Raw genomic sequence first — 17533 nt, 5'->3', positions numbered from 1 at the left:
AGGGGCAACTCACGTCGCCTAAAAATGAGAACAGGATTTCTCAAACGCAAGGCAGATTGATGAGGAGGGAGGCGGCGACATCCATAAATCGCGAAGATCTCTCTTGCATTCTTGGCCGCATGTTGTCATTTGGAATCTGAAATCCCGACGTGAGTTGCCCCTGAGTTTTCTGCCAGCAGACCATACAGATCGGCGTCTTTGTGGTAGGCTTAGCGTCTACCCCTTGTAGTTCTCAACTGCTGCGTCAAATGCTCTCTCACAGGCGCGGTTACAACTCTCCTCAGCTTCTCGGATCGTTTCATCCCGTCGCCGCGCCGCTTCGGCCCGGATCATTGAAGCGGCCAGTTGGAGGTCGCGCAGCGCATCGAGGTAGGCGGCCTCGATCTCGTCCCGGACGGCCCGCTCACACCGGAGTTCCGTGTGGGGGCAACCCTGGCGGGTGAGGGCACGCACCGTCCCGCCCGGTCCCATGCGGCGCTCCGCCACCCTGACGTAGAGCCGGGCCTCCGCGGGGTGTTCGAACGAACGACCAAAGGTGACGGGCCCGTCCCGCCGGGCTCCACCCGGCTGCCCGACGTCCGCCCGCTCGCGCGTCCGCCGTTCCTCCCGCTCCCGCTGCAACCGGTCTGCGGCCTGCCGCTCCCGTTCTGCCCGGGCTGCCTCCCTGCGCCGCTGCTCCTCCTCGGCCCTGCGGCGCTGCGCCGCCTGGCGCCGCCGTTCGGTCTCGGCGAGGTACAGGGCACGGCAGTGGGCGGCAAGGTCGTCGAAGATGGTCCTGGAGTCGGATCGGCTCGGCACCGTCGAGCCAGGGCGGTCCAGGAGTGCTTCGAACCAGTCCGTCAGCTCCTGCTCGGGCAGGCGGATCCCCATGTTCGAGGCGTTCAGGGAACGCACCTCGCCCAGCAGTTTCCCGTATGCTCCTGCGGCCTGCACAGCGTGGCGGATTCCCCGGTCGAGCAACGGATCCTGGAACCACCGTCGGCGTTCAGGGAGTCCCATCGTCCGGAAGATCAGATCCTGGGGGTACTGCGGTCCTGTTCTCCCGCGTCCCTGTCCGGATCCGCCTGCCGTACGGCTGCCGGCGTCACCGGCGGTCCGGGAGGCGGCCCCTGTCGTCGGCCGTCCCTGGGCAGACCCGGCAGGGGCCGCCGCCCGGTCGAGCCCGATGCCGATCCGGAGGAGGGTGATGTCGAACCTCCCGGGCATCTGGGGATCCAGGTCATGGAGCACCAGCCGGTGGTCCCGACACATCTGGACGAGCACGCCGACGCATTTCTCCTTTTCGCCGGTGGCCTGTGTGGAGACCCCGAGGAGGAAGACCTTCCGGGCCTTCTCCACTGCACGTTCACGTTCCTGCATACCCATCAGGGTGTTCCTCCCACTCGTCTGGTCATCTCTGTCGCCCGGATGGTCGGTGCCGGATCGGACGCTGCGCCGGGCTGACTGCTACCACTCACGCCTCGGGCCCCTGGAACCAGATCCCGCCCAGGAATTCGACCTGTGGCCGGGCGAAGGTGAGGTGGAGGTCGTCCAGTCGGCCCTGCACGATATCCTGCGCCCGCTCCACGTCCGCCTGCAGATCTGCGCCGCGTGGGGATCCGGGCGTGCCGGCCTGCAGGGCGTTGAGCTCCAGCAGCGCTTCCCAGTCCCGCAGCACCGTGGGCGCAGGACCGAGTCGGACGCCCACGAGTGTCCCCCGTTCCCCGGCGGGCCGCGCCGTCACCCGGTCGAAGACCCGGTAGACCAGCAGGGGCGGCTGTGGCCGGCGGACCGTGAGGACCGTGACGCTGGCCTCCAGGCCCCGCGCCTGCCCGAGGGCGGCGTCCAGCACCTTATGTCCGACGCCGACCACCCGGCTGAGGTCTTCACCGGCGAGGGACCGGTCGAACGTCAGGCCCCGGTAGCTGCGCAGCACGCCGATCTCCCCCGCCCAGGCCTCCGGGGTCTTGAAGGTCAGTCCGTCGTCGTGCCGTACCTGTCGTCGGTTCAGGTTCAGGGCGTTGCGCAGAAAGGGTTCGAGGTCGGGCAGGTCGACCCGGGGGATCTGTCGACTCACCTCCTGGTAGTCGAACCGCGCGCTGTGGCCCACGAGGTCCCGCACGACGTCGACCACATCCCGCCCCCCGAAGTGCCCCGTCCCGGCATCGAACCAGGCGCCGAGGGCGTCCCGGGGGATGGACTGGGCGCCCGTGAACAGATCCCGGAAGAGGGACGGCGAGGTCATGCCGAGCACCATCTGGAGCAGGTCCTCAGGTTCGTCCATCACTTCGCCAAAGGCCTGCATCACCCGCCCCAGCTTCTCGGTGAGCCGGTCCCAGATCAGCGCCTCCACGGTGTCCTCGTTCCGCAGGGTCAGGACGTCCACCTGCCGGGTCTGCCCGTAACGGTTGAGCCGTCCGACCCGCTGGTGCAGCCGCATGGGGTTCCAGGGCAGGTCGACGTGGACGAGCGTGTGGCACACGCCCTGCAGGTCGATCCCCTCACCGGCCGCCTCCGTCGCCACCAGGAAACGCACCTCACCGCGGTTGAACCGTGCGGAGGCCTCCTGGCGCGTCAGGGTCAGCGTCCGGCCGGACACCTCGATGCGGCCGTCCCCGTTGATGAACGCCACGCTGTGCTCGCCGTACCGCCGCCCCAGCTCGCCCATCAGTGCCGCCTGGGTCGCCTTGTACTCCGTAAAGAACAGGACCGAGCGGCCCTCGAACCGGCTGGTCACGGCCGCGAGGATGGCCTGCAGCTTGGTCTCCTCCTCCACGCGGTCGGCGGCGGCGACCAGTTCCTCGAGGCGTTCGAGTTCGTGCTCCATCAGCCGGACCCAGCTGGCCCACTCGCCCACCTCCTCGTCGAGCGCGTTGACGGCCTCCGTCTCCGCCTGCCCCTCCAGGGCCCGGTACTGCTCGGTCCAGCGGCGCGAGCCGCGGGCGGCGCTGGTCGCCGCGCGCAGTCGTGCCAGCCGCCCGTGCAGCGCGCGGCGCACCGCCGCCACCGAACTCGACGCCAGCTTCTGGAGGGCGATCAGCACCAGCGTGACCGCCTGACTGCCCTGCGTGTCACCGAGGGTCGATGCGTAGGCCTGGCCGCTCGCGACGAACTCCGTGAGCATGCGGTAGAAGTCGGCCTCCGCCGGAGAGTAGCGGTAGGTCTCCGCCTGGACCCTCGGGGGGTGGAAGAGCCGGCGGCCCTGCAGGTCCGTGACGTTCTGTTTGTTGTTGCGGATGACCACGCGGGACAGCTGGGGCAGCTGCTCGGCCAGCGGCTTCCGGGCGTCGAACAGGTCCGGGCGGAGCAGTTCGAGCAGGGAGACGAAGCCCCGGTCCTTGCCCCGGTGCGGGGTCGCCGTGAACAGGACCAGCCCACCGATCCGACCGGCCTGCATGAGGCGGTCGACCAGCCGGTAGCCCAGGGTGGCCCCGGCCTGGTCGTCCACGTTGAGGTGGTGGGCCTCGTCCACGATCACCAGGTCCCAGGGGTCCGCGGCGAGGAGCCGTCCATGCCGTCCGTCGTGGTCCTCACGGATGGTCTGAAGGGAGACGACGACCTGATGGTGGCCGTTCCAGTAGTCCGCTCGGGCGTGATCCAGGTCCGGGTGATAGCGGGACACCCGGATGTCGAACATCCGCCGCAGCCGTTCCTGCCACTGCTCCACCAGTCCGGCCGGGCAGATGATCAGGAAGCGCCGGACCTGCCGGCGACTCAGGAGCGGCCAGAGGATCAGACCCGCCTCGACCGTCTTGCCCAGGCCGACGTCGTCCGCGACCAGCCAGCGGGGCGGCCACTCCCGCAGCACCTGGCGACACACCCACAGCTGGTGGGGCAGCAGCGCGATGCGCGACCGCGCGAACACGCCCCACGTGTCGTTGATGGAGGTGATGAGTTCCGCCTGAAGCCGCGTCAGGACGTCCAGGGGAAGTTGCACGTCACCGCGGCTGGCGACCTGCGCCGGGGCGGGTTGCGCGCGGAGTTCCGCCGAGAGGACCTCCTCGAGCCCGTGACCGAACCGGACGATGGTGGTGTCCCCGAGGTCCAGCTCGACCTGCCCACGGCCGTGGGCAGCGTGTATGACATGTTCACCACGGGCCAGCGGGGTCATCCGAGGTGGACCCGGCGGCCGTCTGCCAGAGTCACCCAACCCGATTCGTCGTCCTCCGCCACGATGCGGGACTGCTCGACCCGCAGGACGCCGCCCAGCAGTTCGCGCTGCAGCGCTGCGGCCTCGCGGTCGTCGGTCTCATCTGCCCCGGCCAGGATCAGCAGTGGGAGGTCGTAGTCGCCGAGGAAGGTGGCGCGCTCCGGTCCGAGTTCACCGACGAGGTACTCGTGGATGCTGCGCGCGGCGTCCCCGTGGCCCTTCGGGAGGCGGGTCCCACTGAGCGCCTCGACCAGCGCGCGGACCCGCTGTCCGGGCACGTAGGCGAGCGGGGCCAGTGCCGGGTTGGTGAGCACCCGCTGCCGCAGCAGTTCCCGGACCACGAAGACGCCACCGATGCCGAGCGCCTCTTGCAGGGGCGGCGCATCGAGATCCGTTCCCTGCAGCAGCGGATTGGTGCGCGGTGCGAGGAGCTGGTCGTACGTCACCTGCGGGAACTTGTCGGCCTCCAGCAGGGTGAGCGCGTACTCGCGCAGCCAGCGGGACACCTGGCGGATCGCGACGAACTGCCTCATCCAGTGGTAGTAGCGGAACCGGTCCACCGCGCCGGCGAGGAAGCCGTGGACGATGCCCATCCACATGTCATCTCCCGCGTCCGGGTTGCTGAATACGTCGAGCCAGCCCTGCCGCTCGCACATGGCGAGGAAGGTCGCGTGCTGCGCCCGGCCACGTCCCAGTGTCTGCAAGGAACCCAGGATCAGCAGGGACGTCCAGCGGCGCCGCAGGTCCCGGTCATCCTCGTCGAACTCCGGTTCGGTGACGAACGGGAGACCGTCCGGGTACACCGACTCGTCGTACCGGGCGACATACCGCCCGCGTTCGGCCGACCACCACGCATGGATCCGTTCCAGTGCTCCGGCAGTATCCACCGGCTCACCCTGGTCTCCACCGAAGTCACGGAACAGGTCGTCGATGGTGTGTCCCCCTGCGACTGTCGCCTCGGGCGGCGTGCCGAGCACCGCGTCCAAATACTGCCGTTCCTGGTCAATCAGGGCGTCCAGCAGCGGATTTTGGCTCAGTGCCGGGAGGTCGAGCCATGTCCCTGCTCGCTGCTGCTCGAGACTCTCGCGGACCGGGTCGCGAAGGGGAAGGGTCATCAGGTAATCCAGGGCCGCGCCCTGGCGGGCGTCCGGAGCGGAGAGCAGCCAGTTCAGGGTCTCCTCGGCGCGCTGACGGGGCTGACCGCGAAGACGGCGGAACAGCGAGACGCCGGACTCGTCGTAACTGTCGTCCAGCAGCACGTGGTGCGGGGCGATCAGGGCCCGGAGCGCCTCGTCCGACCCTGCCTCCGCCCGGTGGGTGAGAAGGGCGCGCGCCTCGCGGTACTCGCCGTCGGCGCTCAGGAAGGTCAGGGACGCGAGCCACTCGCGGCCCGCGTCGGCCTCCCGCAGTTCGGATATGACGTCACCCCGGAGGGCGGCCTCCACCCGCCCGGCCACGGCCGGGGTGACCCGTCCGTCGGGCAGCAGGGTACGGAAGGCGTCGATCAGCGTCACCCGCGCGCCACTGGCGGGGAAGTCGAGCCGGTCGAGGATGGCGCGGACCTCGCCGGAGACGATGCTGCCTGGGGGGAACGCACGCTGGAATTCAGGCCAGGCCGCCACATGGCCGAACACCGCTGACGCCCCCAGATGACGGTCGACGGGTCGGAGGTTCTGCCGCACCTCCACCAGTGCCGCGTACGCCCCCGGCAGATCAGTGGGCAGGAGGGGACGCTGCATGTACACCCGGCGCAGCGAGCGGCCCGACCGCCACAACAGCGCGGCAAGCAGTCGCTGGGGAGCCGAGGAAGCCTGGGCACCGATCTGCAGGCTGGCGGCCAGGCGCGTCCAGACACTCTTCCAGAAGCCGTAGGCCGTGACCTCGGGGGCGAGCGCCAGCGCCGTGCGGAATGCCTCCCAGTCACCACTGACGTCGTGCAGGTACTCCAGCGCCTCCGCGAGCTCCGGGGCCCACTGCTCGGCCAGCCCGTTCTGGATCTCGTCGTTCCGCGCCAGCTGGGCGCGTCCGGGATCGAGGGGGAACATGCCGTTGACCAAGAAGCCGACGCCGGCGGCCTCCTTGGTGGGGACGGTCACCCAGATGGTGGGCAACTGCGGGCCGAAGGAGGTGACGCCCTGTCGGTCGAGCTGCAGCAGCAGCTGGACCTGACTCCCACCCAGAGTCAGTACTCCGGACGTCTCGCCCTGGATCGTCATCCGGCCACAGGCCACGCCCTTACCGAGGGAAACCGGATCCCACACGGCATCCAGCACGGTCTCGGCGTCGACCTCGACCCGCAGGTGTCGGATCTCCCGCGCGAAGGCCAGCATGACCGGGGCGAGTGTCACGAAACGCTGCAGCACGGCGTCCGCACCGATGTCCTCACGGAGCGGCAGGTTGATCAGGGTCCCGTCGGCCACGTCGGCGGGGCCCAGTGCCGCGAGGGCCTGCCTCAGGTCGTCGACCCGGTCCTGCTCGGGCACGGCCGGGTAGACCCCACCCAGAATGTCGAAGCTCAGTCGGCCGCTCGTCACGCTCGGCTCGTCGGATACCAGGAAGACGCTCTTGAAACCCAGGCCGAAGTGGCCGGTGACGGCGCCCTCGGGGGTCTTGTCGGACGCGAGCAGGGTGAGCATCTTCACGAGGTCCTGGTCGTACTGGCGGGCGTCGTCACGCCCGTTGAAACTGCCGTGGGTGTAGCAGTTGATGGGGCGGCCCCAGTGCGCGAAGCGCAGGACGCCGTCCTCCACACTCACCACGACCGTCTGCCGCCCCGGCTCCACGGGGGCGCCCATCCCGCGCCATTCGCTGAGTGCGTCGTCGGCATTCTGGAACAGCTCGAACAGGACCGACGGGGGCTCGTACTGCTGTTCGCCAACCTTGCGGCGTACGGCGTCAAGGAGGACGTCCTGCGACTCCACATCCTGCTCGACCAGCATCCGGAGTTCGTATCTGAGCTGCTGCAGCGTCTCACGGACGTCGTCCAGCTGTTCTGCGATCCCGGAGACCGTCGCCTCGTCCTCGCGGCCCTCCAGCGAGCCGATCCGTTCGAGCAACTGCCGGACCGGACTGCTCTTCTCCAGCCCGAGCTGGCGGCCCCACATCCCGATCGCCCGGCGCAGCACGGTGAGCTGGGTGGCCCCGATCTGCACCTGCGTACTGCTGGCCAGACCCTGCCAGGCCTGATCGAGACTAGGTGGCAGACGGTCGGCATTGAACCGCCGCAGCACGGTCTTTACTGAACCCAGCAGCAGTCCCGGCAGGTCGAGGTCGGGACGGGACAGGTCCACGCGCTTGAGGCTGACCTGGTGACGGTACAGATGGTCACGACTGCTCCACATGGGCGACCGCTGACCGGTGAAGACCAGCACGGAGTCCAGCTCGCTGTCGTCCCTGAAGGCGATCTCCATCTCGCCGCCCAGCAGGTTCGGCACCCGGCAGACCTCTCCCAGCACCTCGTCAATCACGATCCGGTGGTCCTCGAGCAGCTCAATCAGGGTGCTGGCCCGGCGGCCCGCCACGTGGGCCGGGGCGAGGCCGGACAGAGCCTTCAGCCGCACGTTCTCCACGCTGGTCGGCAGGTAGAGCTGCGCCTGGTCGTGCAGGAGGGTGTTGCCGTCGAGCAGCGCCAGGAATCCGCCCAGGTACTCCCGTTCGGGCACGTACGGCTCCCAGGCCGCGATGTAGTCCCGGAGCACCTGCGCCGCGCGCCGGTCGGCGTCCGGCTCGCCCGGGACCTCGGTGTCGACCTCCTCCTGGTACAGGCCATCTTCCAGCTCGGCCGGTGTATAGAGGGCGTCCCGCTGCCGCGGATCGAGGACTGCGTCCGGGACGAAATCGTCCCCGTCGAGACACAGCTCGTCCGGGCGGCACCACCTCCCGGCACGGTTCAGAAGCAGGAGACCGGGGAGGTGGGCGTTCCGCCCTCCCGATTCCCGCAGGTCGCGCAGGTAACTGTTGTACAGCTCTATCCGGACCCTGTTCTCCGTGCCGTTTCCAGCGCCGGCGGCTGCCGCCTGCACGGTCCGGAGCGCCTCAACGACCCGACCGGCCGTCAGCCGATGCCGGGCTGCGCGGTAGAGCCCCTCCTTCGTCTCCTGGGTCGCGAGGGCCTCGGGCAGCGACTGCAGGAGTTCGGCGAGCGGGAACGTCTGCAGGCCATACGTGGCGAAGGCACCGAGCCACACGTCGACGTCCACGTCCGGGAGCCCGATGTGGTAGGTCGGTGCGTGCGGTAGCAGGTCGACGACCTTCTTGACCGTCCGGGCAGCGTCGGGGGTCACGGCCCGCAGGACCTCGGCCAGGTCATGCCCTGCCACCTGCGGATCCAGATCCTCCCAGCAGTGCGCCGGCCGTTCAGAGGCCTGCGCCAGTCGACCCAGCTGGTCGTCCCAGCCCTCCCAGGTGAGCAGGTCGGCGGGGGCGCACACCCTCCCGTCTTTCAGAGGGACCCAGCGCGCGGTGCGTACCCGTTCCGGTCGATTGCCCGGCCAGGCATCCAGGGCCCGGAGGGCCGTCTCCCAGTGTTGTCCGGCGTCCTCACCCTGGATGAGGTCCCAGGCGTGGCGGGGTTCGAACACCGGTACGAGCTGTTCCAGCCGCCTCCTGAATTCCGCGTCCCGTGGCTGGAGCAGCAGGACCACGCGCGACCTGATGAAGTCGTCCAGCTCGAACTTCCCGGCCAGGAAGGTGTTCGGCTCGACCGTGACCCACGGCCCGGCGGACGATCGGTGGATGGGCAGTCGGCGGATCAGGTCGTCGTCGTCGAGCTGCATGACCAGCTGCTCCGCGAGGTCCCCACCCAGCAGCTCCCCCGTCACCTGTGGCGTGTGGGGTCGGACGAAGACCTGGAAACTCCCCACCCCGAGGGCCGTCACGTTCAGCGCGATCTTCTGAGCCGGGCTGAGGAACGCCACCGGATCGGCCACCACCCGCCACCCGTCGGGCAGGACGCCGGCGAGCTTCAGTGTCGCCTTCCAGAGGGGTTCCGCTGTCTCCTCCCGGCTCTCACACACGAGGAGGGTCTCGCCGGCCTCCCGCCGCTCGGGACGCCCGTGCAGCAGGTAACGCAGTGCCCGCACGAAGTCCGGCTGGGCGAGGTGCTGGTGGTGACTGCGGAGCAGTTCCTCGATCAGCGCGCGGCGCGCCTCCAGTGGGCCCAGACGCTGCGCCGCGAGGATCGTCCGCGGGATGCCGCCCCCGGTCGGGACCGGCAGGGAGAGGCCCAGGGCGTCCAGCACGTCCGGTCGGACGAGGTACAGGTCTGCGCCGGCCAGCGCCTTCTGCAGCGAGGTGAGCAGGACCGGCTCACCGACGTGCCGGAAGGCCCGCCCGTCGGCGTTCAGTGAACGCACCTGTGCAGGCGTCATCGGTTTCGCCTGTCCCTCGCCGAGGGCGGTGACTGACAGCAGCGGCAGCCCGTCCAGGCTCCGGCGCAGTCGGTCGGGATCGACCGTCGCCTCCAGCAACAGCCGGACGAGTTCGGCAGTGCCCTTGGAACCGTCCAGGCAGGCGGCCAGCGCCAGGGTGTCCTGGACAGGGAGCGACGTCGTGCCGATGACCGACGTCGTCCCGTCCCGCCTGAGCAGCCCCGACGGGACAACAAGGACCTCGGTCTCGGCGGCGATCACCTGCCGCTCGAGTTTCACTCCAATGTTTTCCGGCAGGATCAGCAGGCGGTCCTGGGGTAGACGGTCGACGAGCAGGCGGATCAGCTCGGGCTGGCGGCGCAGCGCCGCGAGATCCCCATCTCGGATGGCGCGCCGGGCGAAATCGACCATCGCCTGGACCGGCGCCTGACGACCGATCCTTCGCCACACCGACTGGAAGGTCCGGGACAGCTCAGGCGAGGCGGCCACCTCCGCGGCCGGTGAGCTTGAAAGCAGCGTGCCCAGCAGGTCGGGCGGCCAGTGTTCCACTTCCCGCTGCGGGTGCGTCAGCGAAGGCGCGCCGTGCCGCGTGACGATCTGGTCGGATGCGATCTGACCGAGTGCGGGGAACACGGTCGGCAGGGCGGATTCGACGGGGATCGGCAGCACTGGCAGGTCCGACGGGATCAGGGTCCAGCGCTCACCCTCCGGCGAGTAGCGGCGGATCCACTGGTAGAGGCTGCACAGTTCAGGACGTCTTGAGCGATACAGTTCCGATTCGTGAAGGGCGCGGGTCACGGCACCCAGTTCCGCGTCGCCGACATGGGCGGCCAGCCCAGCGAGGCCCGGCAGCACCTGCGGCAGGGTGGCCCGGCTCGCGACGAGCGCGTTCCACTTCCGCCGCAGCGTCTCCTCGTCCCGGACCTCCAGCCCGTCGACATCGGTCCGTTCCCAGCTGTAGAGGGTCTTGCGGTCGGACTTCAGGAAGAAGTATCCGTGGAGGGTTAGCGTGAAGTCGTCCGCCACGTTCTGGAGTGGGCGCACCTCCCCGTTCTGCAGCGGCAGGAAGACACCCCACTGGATCGTCAGTCGGCCATTCCCGGCCGAGGCCGGGGCGCGGTGCCAGACCGCCGCGCCGTGCCCGATTGAGGGATCGGGTTCCTGACGGGACTCCGTGAGGGTGATGACGTTGGTGCTCGGCCAGTACTCCGACGCCCGGAGCGGGTCGACCTCGTCGGGCCGGAGCATGACCTCGACGCCCTGGTACTGCGCCTCCTCTGCGCCGGGATCCGTCAGGATGCGTCCGACGAGCGGCCGCTGCCCCGCCGGCATGGTTCTTCAGGTTCGCCGTCCGGTGGGCCCCGTGACGCTTGAGGACCTGGCGACCGCCCGGCTGCACCACCGTGATCCGGCCCAGACCCTTGAGCAGCGGGAACAGGGCGCCGAGTTCACGCTGCAGAGGGACGTCGATCTCGAAGGGCTGGTCCCCGGGTGCCCGCTTGACGATGTACAGCGGTTCGCCCGTGCGCTGCGACCGGCAGGTCTCGGTCCGGCGCAGCGGCACCCAGACCGTGAAGCCGGGCGGCACTCCCAGGGCCGCGAGGCGTGCCAGGACGGTGGCCCGGTCCTCCGGGGTCAGGACATCCCAGTCGGCGTGGTGCGCCGTGTCCGGATTGCTGTCGTACCAGGGGTTGATGACGTCGAAGTGCGGGGGATCCCAGACGCGCTCCGGCTCCTGGGTGGCGTCGATGTAGAAGAAGGCTTCTGCGACCGCGAAGACGCTCTTCAGGCCTAGGCCGAACTTCCCCACGGTCGAGGAATCCGATCCCTTCGTGCTCAGGCCGAATCGGACGATGGCCTCCGCGTCGTCCCGGCTGAACGGGCCGTCGTTGCTGACGAATAGGCCCGGGCCACGCAGCAGTGGATGCGCGGCGTCCTCGAAGCCCTCGGTGTAGCCTAGGTACATCTCGCTGGCGCCGCTGTCGTCGGCGTTCTGCACCAGTTCCTTGAGGATGAGGAACAGCGGGGTGTCCGCGTTGAACAGGCTCCGGAACGTCGAGATGTCACTCAGGTAGTGGTGGCGCAGTCTTCCCATGGCGGTCCTTCGGGCCTGACCGGCTCCTGGCCAGCGGCTTCGCTTTGTGTGAGTGGTGTGGAAAAAGATCGATCGGTGGAAGTCTAGCGGTGGAGTTGCCGTCATGGGTGCTCATTTGCGGGTGGTTAGGACAAGGAGCAGAAGTCCCGCATCACCGTCGGTTGGCATCTCAGAAGCCGCACCTTGTACTGACAGCGGCCTGAGAATGTTGCACAGCAAACCTCAGCTGCCGTCCCACACGGGGCATGAGCGGGCAGCCATGCTCGAAATGGGAGAGGAAAGCGCGGTTGGCTGGCATGCTCCTACGGACCAGTGAGGATTCTGATGCCTTCTGTTGAAGGAGTAGCCGCATTTCTGAGAGCACATCCGATATCACGCGTGCTACGACAGTGAGTCAGCGCAGTACCCCAAAGAAATGTTTCGAGGCTATCAGTGTGTTCGCTGGACTGACCAGTCGACTCGTCGCTGTGATCAAGGCTCACCAGTGAGATACACATAGGCAAGCGCCGTGCGACAGGAAGCTGTCGCACGGCGCCCTACCCGCATGGGCTGGGCGTGGGTGCCGAGAGGCATGGTGTTCAGAGGGCCGCTTAAGGGTGCTCTTGAATGCCACCTTTTTGCCCGCATTGAGGCGTGGTGGAGGGGAGTATCGGACGTCAGCTCCGCTGGCATAGCAACGGGCCGTGTTCACTCAGCCTCTAGAATCACGTGATTCTAAGACAGCCTATCGCTGAACAGGCTAGAATCACGTGATTCTAACGCCGGAGGAATACCCATGACCCTGATCACCACCGTTCACAGCTATGCGGGAGGCGTCGCCAAGAGTGCGACCGCGCGTGACCTCAGCGCTGCTCTGGCCATCCAGGGACACCGCGTTCTCCTGGTTGACGCCGACCACCAAGCCGACCTCAGCGTCAGTCTGGGCGTCGATGTCGATGAGGCGTTCGCCAACGCCGACGACTCCTTCGCGCAGACCATAGGGCCCGCCGTCCTGGGAACCGGCTCGCTTCCTGATGTTCACCGTGTCTTCGGGCTCGATCTGATTCCCAGTTCCATCACCCTGTACAACCTCGAAAAGGAACTGAAATCGGATGTGAGCATGGTCGTCGGGCTGCGCTACGCCCTGAACGAGATCCGCGCGGCAGGCACCTACGACTTCGTCTTCATCGACACCAACCCCACGCTGGGCGACATGGCGACGCTGGCCCTGCTGGCCGCCGACCGGGTGCTTCTGCCCATTCCACCCAACCGCAAGGGCCTGCGCGCCGGCAGCTTCATCCGCTCACGGGTCGAGAAGGGGCACTACCACCGCCTGAACCCCGAACTTCAGGTACTGCCACCCGTGATCACCCAGGCGCCCAACACCATCCTCGCCCGGCAGTACCAGTCCGAAATCGAAAGTCTGTTCGGACGGACCCTCGGGATCGTGCGTCACCGTCCAGGCCTCTACCCCACCGCGATGGAACGTGCCACGCCCGTGCCGGTCTTCGACCGAGGCGATGGCCGCGCCGAGATCATGGCCGTGGCGGACGCGTTCCTCCAGGCTGTCGGGGCCGCGCGTGTCTCGTGAGGACCTGCTCGGCGGCCTGAGCGCCGTGGCCACCCAGGGTCAGGTCCGGCAGATCAGCCACGAGCAGCTGCACCGCGCTCCCTGGCAGCCCCGGCGCAGCTTCCCCAGAGACAGCCTGCTGGCCCTGGCCCGCAGCGTCCGTCGGGAGGGAGTCAGGCAGAACCTGATCGTCCGGCCCTCTCCCCAACAGCCGGGACGGTACGAGATCATCGCCGGTGAGCGCCGCTGGCGCGCCTCCGCTCCCGACCTGAGCACTAATCTCCAGCTGAGCGTGGAAGAGGCGCAGAGCCTGACGGGCGCTCCCCCTCGCACGCTGCCCTGCCTGGTCCTCACCATCGACGACCACGACGCCCGCCGCCTCAGCGCCGTGGAGAACCTGCAGCGTGAGGACCTCGACGCCGTCGACGAGGCCCTGTACCGCCTCCTGCTGATTCAGGACGTGCTGAGCGAAGGGCAGACGGACGCAGCCCCGGACGATCCGTCGACGCTGGCCCAGACGCTGGGACGCCGCCTGCACGCTGTCCGTAACCACCCCGAGAAGCACGAAGATGAGCGGACCCGCCTGGAGACCCTGTTCGCGTCCCTGGGCACCATGACCTGGGAATCCTTCGTCACGAACAACCTCCCCCTCCTGCAACTTCCCCATGATCTGCTCGACGCCGTCCGTGAGGGCCGCATGGCCGGCCGCAGCGCCCTGCTGATTCACCGGCAGACCGACCCGGCGCTGCGGCAGGCCCTGCTGGACGCCAGCGAAACCGGCGCGTCCTTCCAGGACCTGCGCCGTCTCGTGGACGACCATCAGGGCAAGCGCTGGAAGGGCCTCGCGGCGGACGTGCGCCAGAACCTCGGGGCCCGGACCCTGGAGCGACTCGACGACCAGCGACGGGCCCGCGTCATGCGGCTCCTGGAACAGCTGCATGAAGAGTTGCGGGGCGACGCTCGCTGACCGGGACGCTCGGAGGGACCACGGAGCCTGAAGCGCATCATGGGCACCATAAGGGCAGGGGCGGCCCAGCTCACACCTGAATCGTCCGGGCGTCGGGGGGCAGGCTCCGCCTCTGCCCGGCAAGGGCGCCCAGCAACGCAGCTCGACTTATCCTGAAGTGTGCCCCGTCTACTGCGCCCACCTGTCTCACCTCGGCCCTGTTGCTCTGGCGAGGCGCGACGATGACACGAACGGGTTCGACCCCGTCAGGACACACCCACCTCCGCATGGGCGTCTGGCCGGTCTGGCCGCAGCTCACCTGGTGGACACTGCTCGCGGTCCTCCTGATCAACCTGCCAGGCACTCAGGCCCAGCCGATCCGGTCAGTGCCCGTGCCGGCCACCTGTCAGTCCGAGTCGCAGGGGTTCCTGCTGGGCACGACCGACGGGTCCGGCGGTGTCCTCCGCCGCCTCGATCTTCGGGGCTCCTCCACGGTCCTTCAGCGCTTTCCCGCCCCGGTGGCCCAGCTCCTGTGCATCCTCGACCACACGGTCGAGAAGGGTCAGGTGGCGGCCATGACCACCGATGGGCGCGTATGGCTGGGCGTGCCTGGTCGGATGCAGTCGGTGGCCCGCGCACGCGGCGACGCGCCGTACCTGCTGTTCAAAACCGCTGATCCCCGTCCAGCGTGTGATTGGCGGAACTCCCCGGAGCGCGCCGACTGCCCGACCCACCTGCTGGTCATCTCCAGCCAGCGGAGCCTGCTGGGCCAACCTGGGGTCCGCGTGGAGATCATGACGCCCAGACCCCGGTTCCTGGGCCGCACCGTGAAATCCTGGCACCTGCCGGACGTGCAGCCTGCCAGGATCGATTTCAATGGACTGCTGGGCCAGCGGGACGGCCACGTCGTGCTGATCTCCTGGTGGTCCGGTCACGAGTACGACCGGAGCCTTGGACCGGGCCCGGACGATGCCGGGGCCCTGCACGCGGTTGCGGAGGCCAAACTCTACACCGGTATCGACCGGACCACCGGGCGGGCGTGGCTGGTCCAGTCCGACAGCATTGATACCGAGGCCCCCCGCCTGGACGTGACACTCCCCGGGCCGGCTATGGCCGACCTGCCCATCCTGATTCCGGACAACTACGACGTGCCGGAGGTGGCGAACGTGTTCGGACGGGAGCGCGCCACTGGCCGCTGGCTAGGCTGGCAGGTGCAGCTCAGGGGCGGGAAAATCCGCGCGCTGACTCTTCCCGCCGTGCAGGGGACTGTGCTGACCATCATGCCCAGCCCAGCATCGGGACTGCGTCTCGTCGTGCGCACGGGCGACGCCTACCGCCTGCAACCCTGGGCGCCGTGATGACCGGAGGCGACCGGATCGGTGGTCAGAGCAGCTGACCGACCGGGCTGGACGGGTGCCGGCCGGCTGACTCCGCGGCGCTACCGGCCGGTCGGCCCTGTCACCGGATTGCACCTCCCACCTGCCTCATCACGGCAGGGGCACGCACCATGCCCTGGGGAGGTGACCGCTCCTGGCCCCTGGCAGTACCGCCAGGCTCCATCAGGCCGCGCACCCTTCCACCGGGCCGAACACTCCGCCCGGCCCGGTACACTGAGGGTCCTGTGAGCGTTCTCTGGTCGGTCAGTCCCCCGCGAGGGGCGTCAACATGAGTCGCGCGCCCCGCAAGGCGGCGGCCCCTGAGAAGCCCGGCGCGGAGGTTCCGCTGCCCCTGCGCCTGCGAGACGAGCCGTCCAACGGTCACGACGAACTCAACGTGGCCCGCCTCTCGCTGATCAGTGCGCAGTCCCGAGTGCCGGTCGGATATACCGGCTGGACCCGGACTTACCAGAACGGCGACCGGACGGTCACGGTGACCTGCACGGCCTTGACCGGGCATGTGGTCCCTCACGGGCTCGACAACGACGTGATGGTGGCCATCATCAACCTCTACCTCGAGGACGGCGGCTCGGAGGACGGCACGGTCCGCGTGTCCATGCACCGCCTGCTGCTGGCTGCCGGCCTGAACGTGAGCGCCCACTACTACCGGGAAGTCCGGCAGTCCCTGCGCAGACTCCAGAGCACCAGTTACCAGATCACGCAGGGCTGGTGGCATCAGGGCCGTCAGCGGCACCTGGACGCCACGTTCAACTACCTGTGGAAGGTCACCGCCACGCGGGACGAGGAGTACGACGCGGGCAGCGTGCTGGAGATCCGGCTACCGGACGAGATTGCCCAGAGTATCCGGGAAGGCTACGTCAAGCCGCTGGACCTCACGCTGTACCGGGAACTCAGCAGTCCGCCGGTCCGGGCAGTGTACCGGGTGCTGGACGCCCTGCGGTGGGATTCCGGGTCGGCCCAGGACCGGGTGACGCTGAACCTGCTGGAATGGGGCGAACGCCTGAGCATCTACAGCACGGAGCCGGACAAGATCCGCCGCGTCCTGCAACCCGCCCATGACGAACTGCGCGAGCGGGGCGTCCTCCTGAACGTGGAAGTGACCGGACGGGGCAGGAACCAGGAGCTGACCTACGTGTTCGCGCCGACGGACCGCCTTCCCGACGAGGAACTGCTACGCGCCCTCACCAGGCGCGGCATGTACCCGGCCGTCGCGGGCAAGTACCTGACGGAACATTCGGATCCGGCTGCAGTTCACCTCGCCATCCGCCGCTTCGACGCCTACCCGGGCCGCAAGCAGAATGCGGGCGCCCTGCTCCGTGACATGCTCGTTCACCCGGAACGCTACGCCGAAGTGGTCCCGCTGCCCGCTGAGGTCGAGCCGCGATCAGGAAGCCCGGTCGCCGCGATGACGGACGAGGAGACCGCTGAAGTGCAGGCGCGCCAGCTGCAGGAGTTGCAGGCCCTCTCCCCTGAGCGTCAACTCACGCGCCTGGAACGCCTGCTGACCTTCGCCAAGGTGACGCCCCTGCTGTCTGTCACGGACCGTGACCGCCTGCGCGCGGCCGTCCTGGCCGGGCAGCTCGATGTGACGGACCTCGTCAGGCTCGTCACCCGGGAGATGGGTCAGGAGCCTGCCCGGAAGGCCGACGCCCTGCGAAAGCTGCTCCCCAGTTAGGGTTCGTCAAGTTTGGGGGAAACGGTTCGTCAAGTTTGGGGGGTTTGTTCGTCAAGTTTGGGGGGACGGTGTTCGTCAAGTTTGGGGGAAACGGAGATTTTCCCGCTCTGGGTGCCGCTCAAACCCATCTCCGGCACCAGTTCGTCAAGTTTGGGGGAACGGTTCGTCAAGTTTGGGGGAAACAGGCTTTTTTGTTCGTCAAGTTTGGGGGGTTTGTTCGTCAAGTTTGGGGGGAATCCAGGGGTTGAAACCTGGAGAAACACGTCCTGCACGCGCAGGTAACCCGAGATTGCCGGGGCACTGATGAAACAGTAGTCCGGAAGATTTCAGGCCGCCTTGACACCGATGGTCAGCAGCTCGTCGATCAATTTCC

General features: G+C 68.3%; 8 protein-coding genes and 1 pseudogene. 5 read left to right on the top strand and 4 right to left on the bottom strand.

The annotated features are described in order from the left end of the window. Nucleotides 1-216 precede the first annotated feature (216 nt). The 3 genes from IEY70_RS18155 to IEY70_RS18145 form a co-directional block, all read right to left on the bottom strand. Nucleotides 217-1359 carry a hypothetical protein gene (locus IEY70_RS18155; protein WP_189066439.1) on the bottom strand — a complete coding sequence of 381 codons (1143 nt, stop codon included), beginning with the start codon at nucleotides 1357-1359 and terminating at the stop codon, nucleotides 217-219. Between the two features lie 94 nt (nucleotides 1360-1453). Further along, a complete protein-coding gene (locus IEY70_RS18150; protein ID WP_189066438.1) occupies nucleotides 1454-4090 on the bottom strand; it encodes a DEAD/DEAH box helicase in 2637 nt (878 codons plus the stop codon). Next, the gene (locus IEY70_RS18145; protein WP_189066437.1) at nucleotides 4087-10830 is read right to left on the bottom strand and encodes a hypothetical protein; all 6744 of its coding nucleotides are present in this window, start codon (nucleotides 10828-10830) and stop codon (nucleotides 4087-4089) included. The genes IEY70_RS18150 and IEY70_RS18145 overlap by 4 nt, the downstream gene beginning before the upstream one ends. 31 nt (nucleotides 10831-10861) lie before the next feature. Here IEY70_RS18145 and IEY70_RS18140 point away from each other — a divergent pair, with 31 nt between their 5' ends. Then, nucleotides 10862-11293 carry a hypothetical protein gene (locus IEY70_RS18140; protein WP_189066436.1) on the top strand — a complete coding sequence of 144 codons (432 nt, stop codon included), beginning with the start codon at nucleotides 10862-10864 and terminating at the stop codon, nucleotides 11291-11293. Between the two features lie 15 nt (nucleotides 11294-11308). On the opposite strand, the pseudogene IEY70_RS21435 reads toward IEY70_RS18140, so the two are convergent. Then, nucleotides 11309-11464: pseudogene (locus tag IEY70_RS21435) on the bottom strand (hypothetical protein); the annotation flags it as partial. A gap of 904 nt (nucleotides 11465-12368) precedes the next feature. Between IEY70_RS21435 and IEY70_RS18135 the strand changes: the two are divergent. From IEY70_RS18135 to IEY70_RS18120, 4 genes are all read left to right on the top strand, one after another. After that, on the top strand, nucleotides 12369-13163 hold the full coding sequence (locus IEY70_RS18135; protein ID WP_189066435.1) for a ParA family protein: 795 nt from the start codon (nucleotides 12369-12371) through the stop codon (nucleotides 13161-13163). Continuing rightward, nucleotides 13153-14109: a ParB/RepB/Spo0J family partition protein gene (locus IEY70_RS18130; RefSeq protein WP_189066434.1), complete on the top strand. Its 957-nt coding sequence runs from the start codon at nucleotides 13153-13155 to the stop codon at nucleotides 14107-14109. The genes IEY70_RS18135 and IEY70_RS18130 overlap by 11 nt, the downstream gene beginning before the upstream one ends. Before the next feature lie 266 nt (nucleotides 14110-14375). Further along, the gene (locus tag IEY70_RS18125) at nucleotides 14376-15446 is read left to right on the top strand and encodes a hypothetical protein (RefSeq protein WP_189066433.1); all 1071 of its coding nucleotides are present in this window, start codon (nucleotides 14376-14378) and stop codon (nucleotides 15444-15446) included. Between the two features lie 307 nt (nucleotides 15447-15753). Continuing rightward, a complete protein-coding gene (locus IEY70_RS18120; RefSeq protein ID WP_189066432.1) occupies nucleotides 15754-17160 on the top strand; it encodes a replication initiator protein A in 1407 nt (468 codons plus the stop codon). Nucleotides 17161-17533 lie beyond the last annotated feature (373 nt).

It is taken from the genome of Deinococcus seoulensis (assembly GCF_014648115.1).
Classification (GTDB): domain Bacteria; phylum Deinococcota; class Deinococci; order Deinococcales; family Deinococcaceae; genus Deinococcus; species Deinococcus seoulensis.
The sequence above is the reverse complement of the archived record's forward strand: the minus strand, read 5'-3'. Positions and strand labels throughout refer to the sequence as shown.

What these genes read in the sequence shown, in the direction of transcription:
- IEY70_RS18155 (WP_189066439.1), bottom strand. Translation starts at nt 1,359, where the DNA reads ATGCAGGAACGTGAACGTGCAGTGGAGAAGGCCCGGAAGGTCTTCCTC.
- IEY70_RS18150 (WP_189066438.1), bottom strand. Translation starts at nt 4,090, where the DNA reads ATGACCCCGCTGGCCCGTGGTGAACATGTCATACACGCTGCCCACGGC.
- IEY70_RS18145 (WP_189066437.1), bottom strand. Translation starts at nt 10,830, where the DNA reads ATGCCGGCGGGGCAGCGGCCGCTCGTCGGACGCATCCTGACGGATCCC.
- IEY70_RS18135 (WP_189066435.1), top strand. Translation starts at nt 12,369, where the DNA reads ATGACCCTGATCACCACCGTTCACAGCTATGCGGGAGGCGTCGCCAAG.
- IEY70_RS18125 (WP_189066433.1), top strand. Translation starts at nt 14,376, where the DNA reads ATGGGCGTCTGGCCGGTCTGGCCGCAGCTCACCTGGTGGACACTGCTC.
- IEY70_RS18120 (WP_189066432.1), top strand. Translation starts at nt 15,754, where the DNA reads ATGAGTCGCGCGCCCCGCAAGGCGGCGGCCCCTGAGAAGCCCGGCGCG.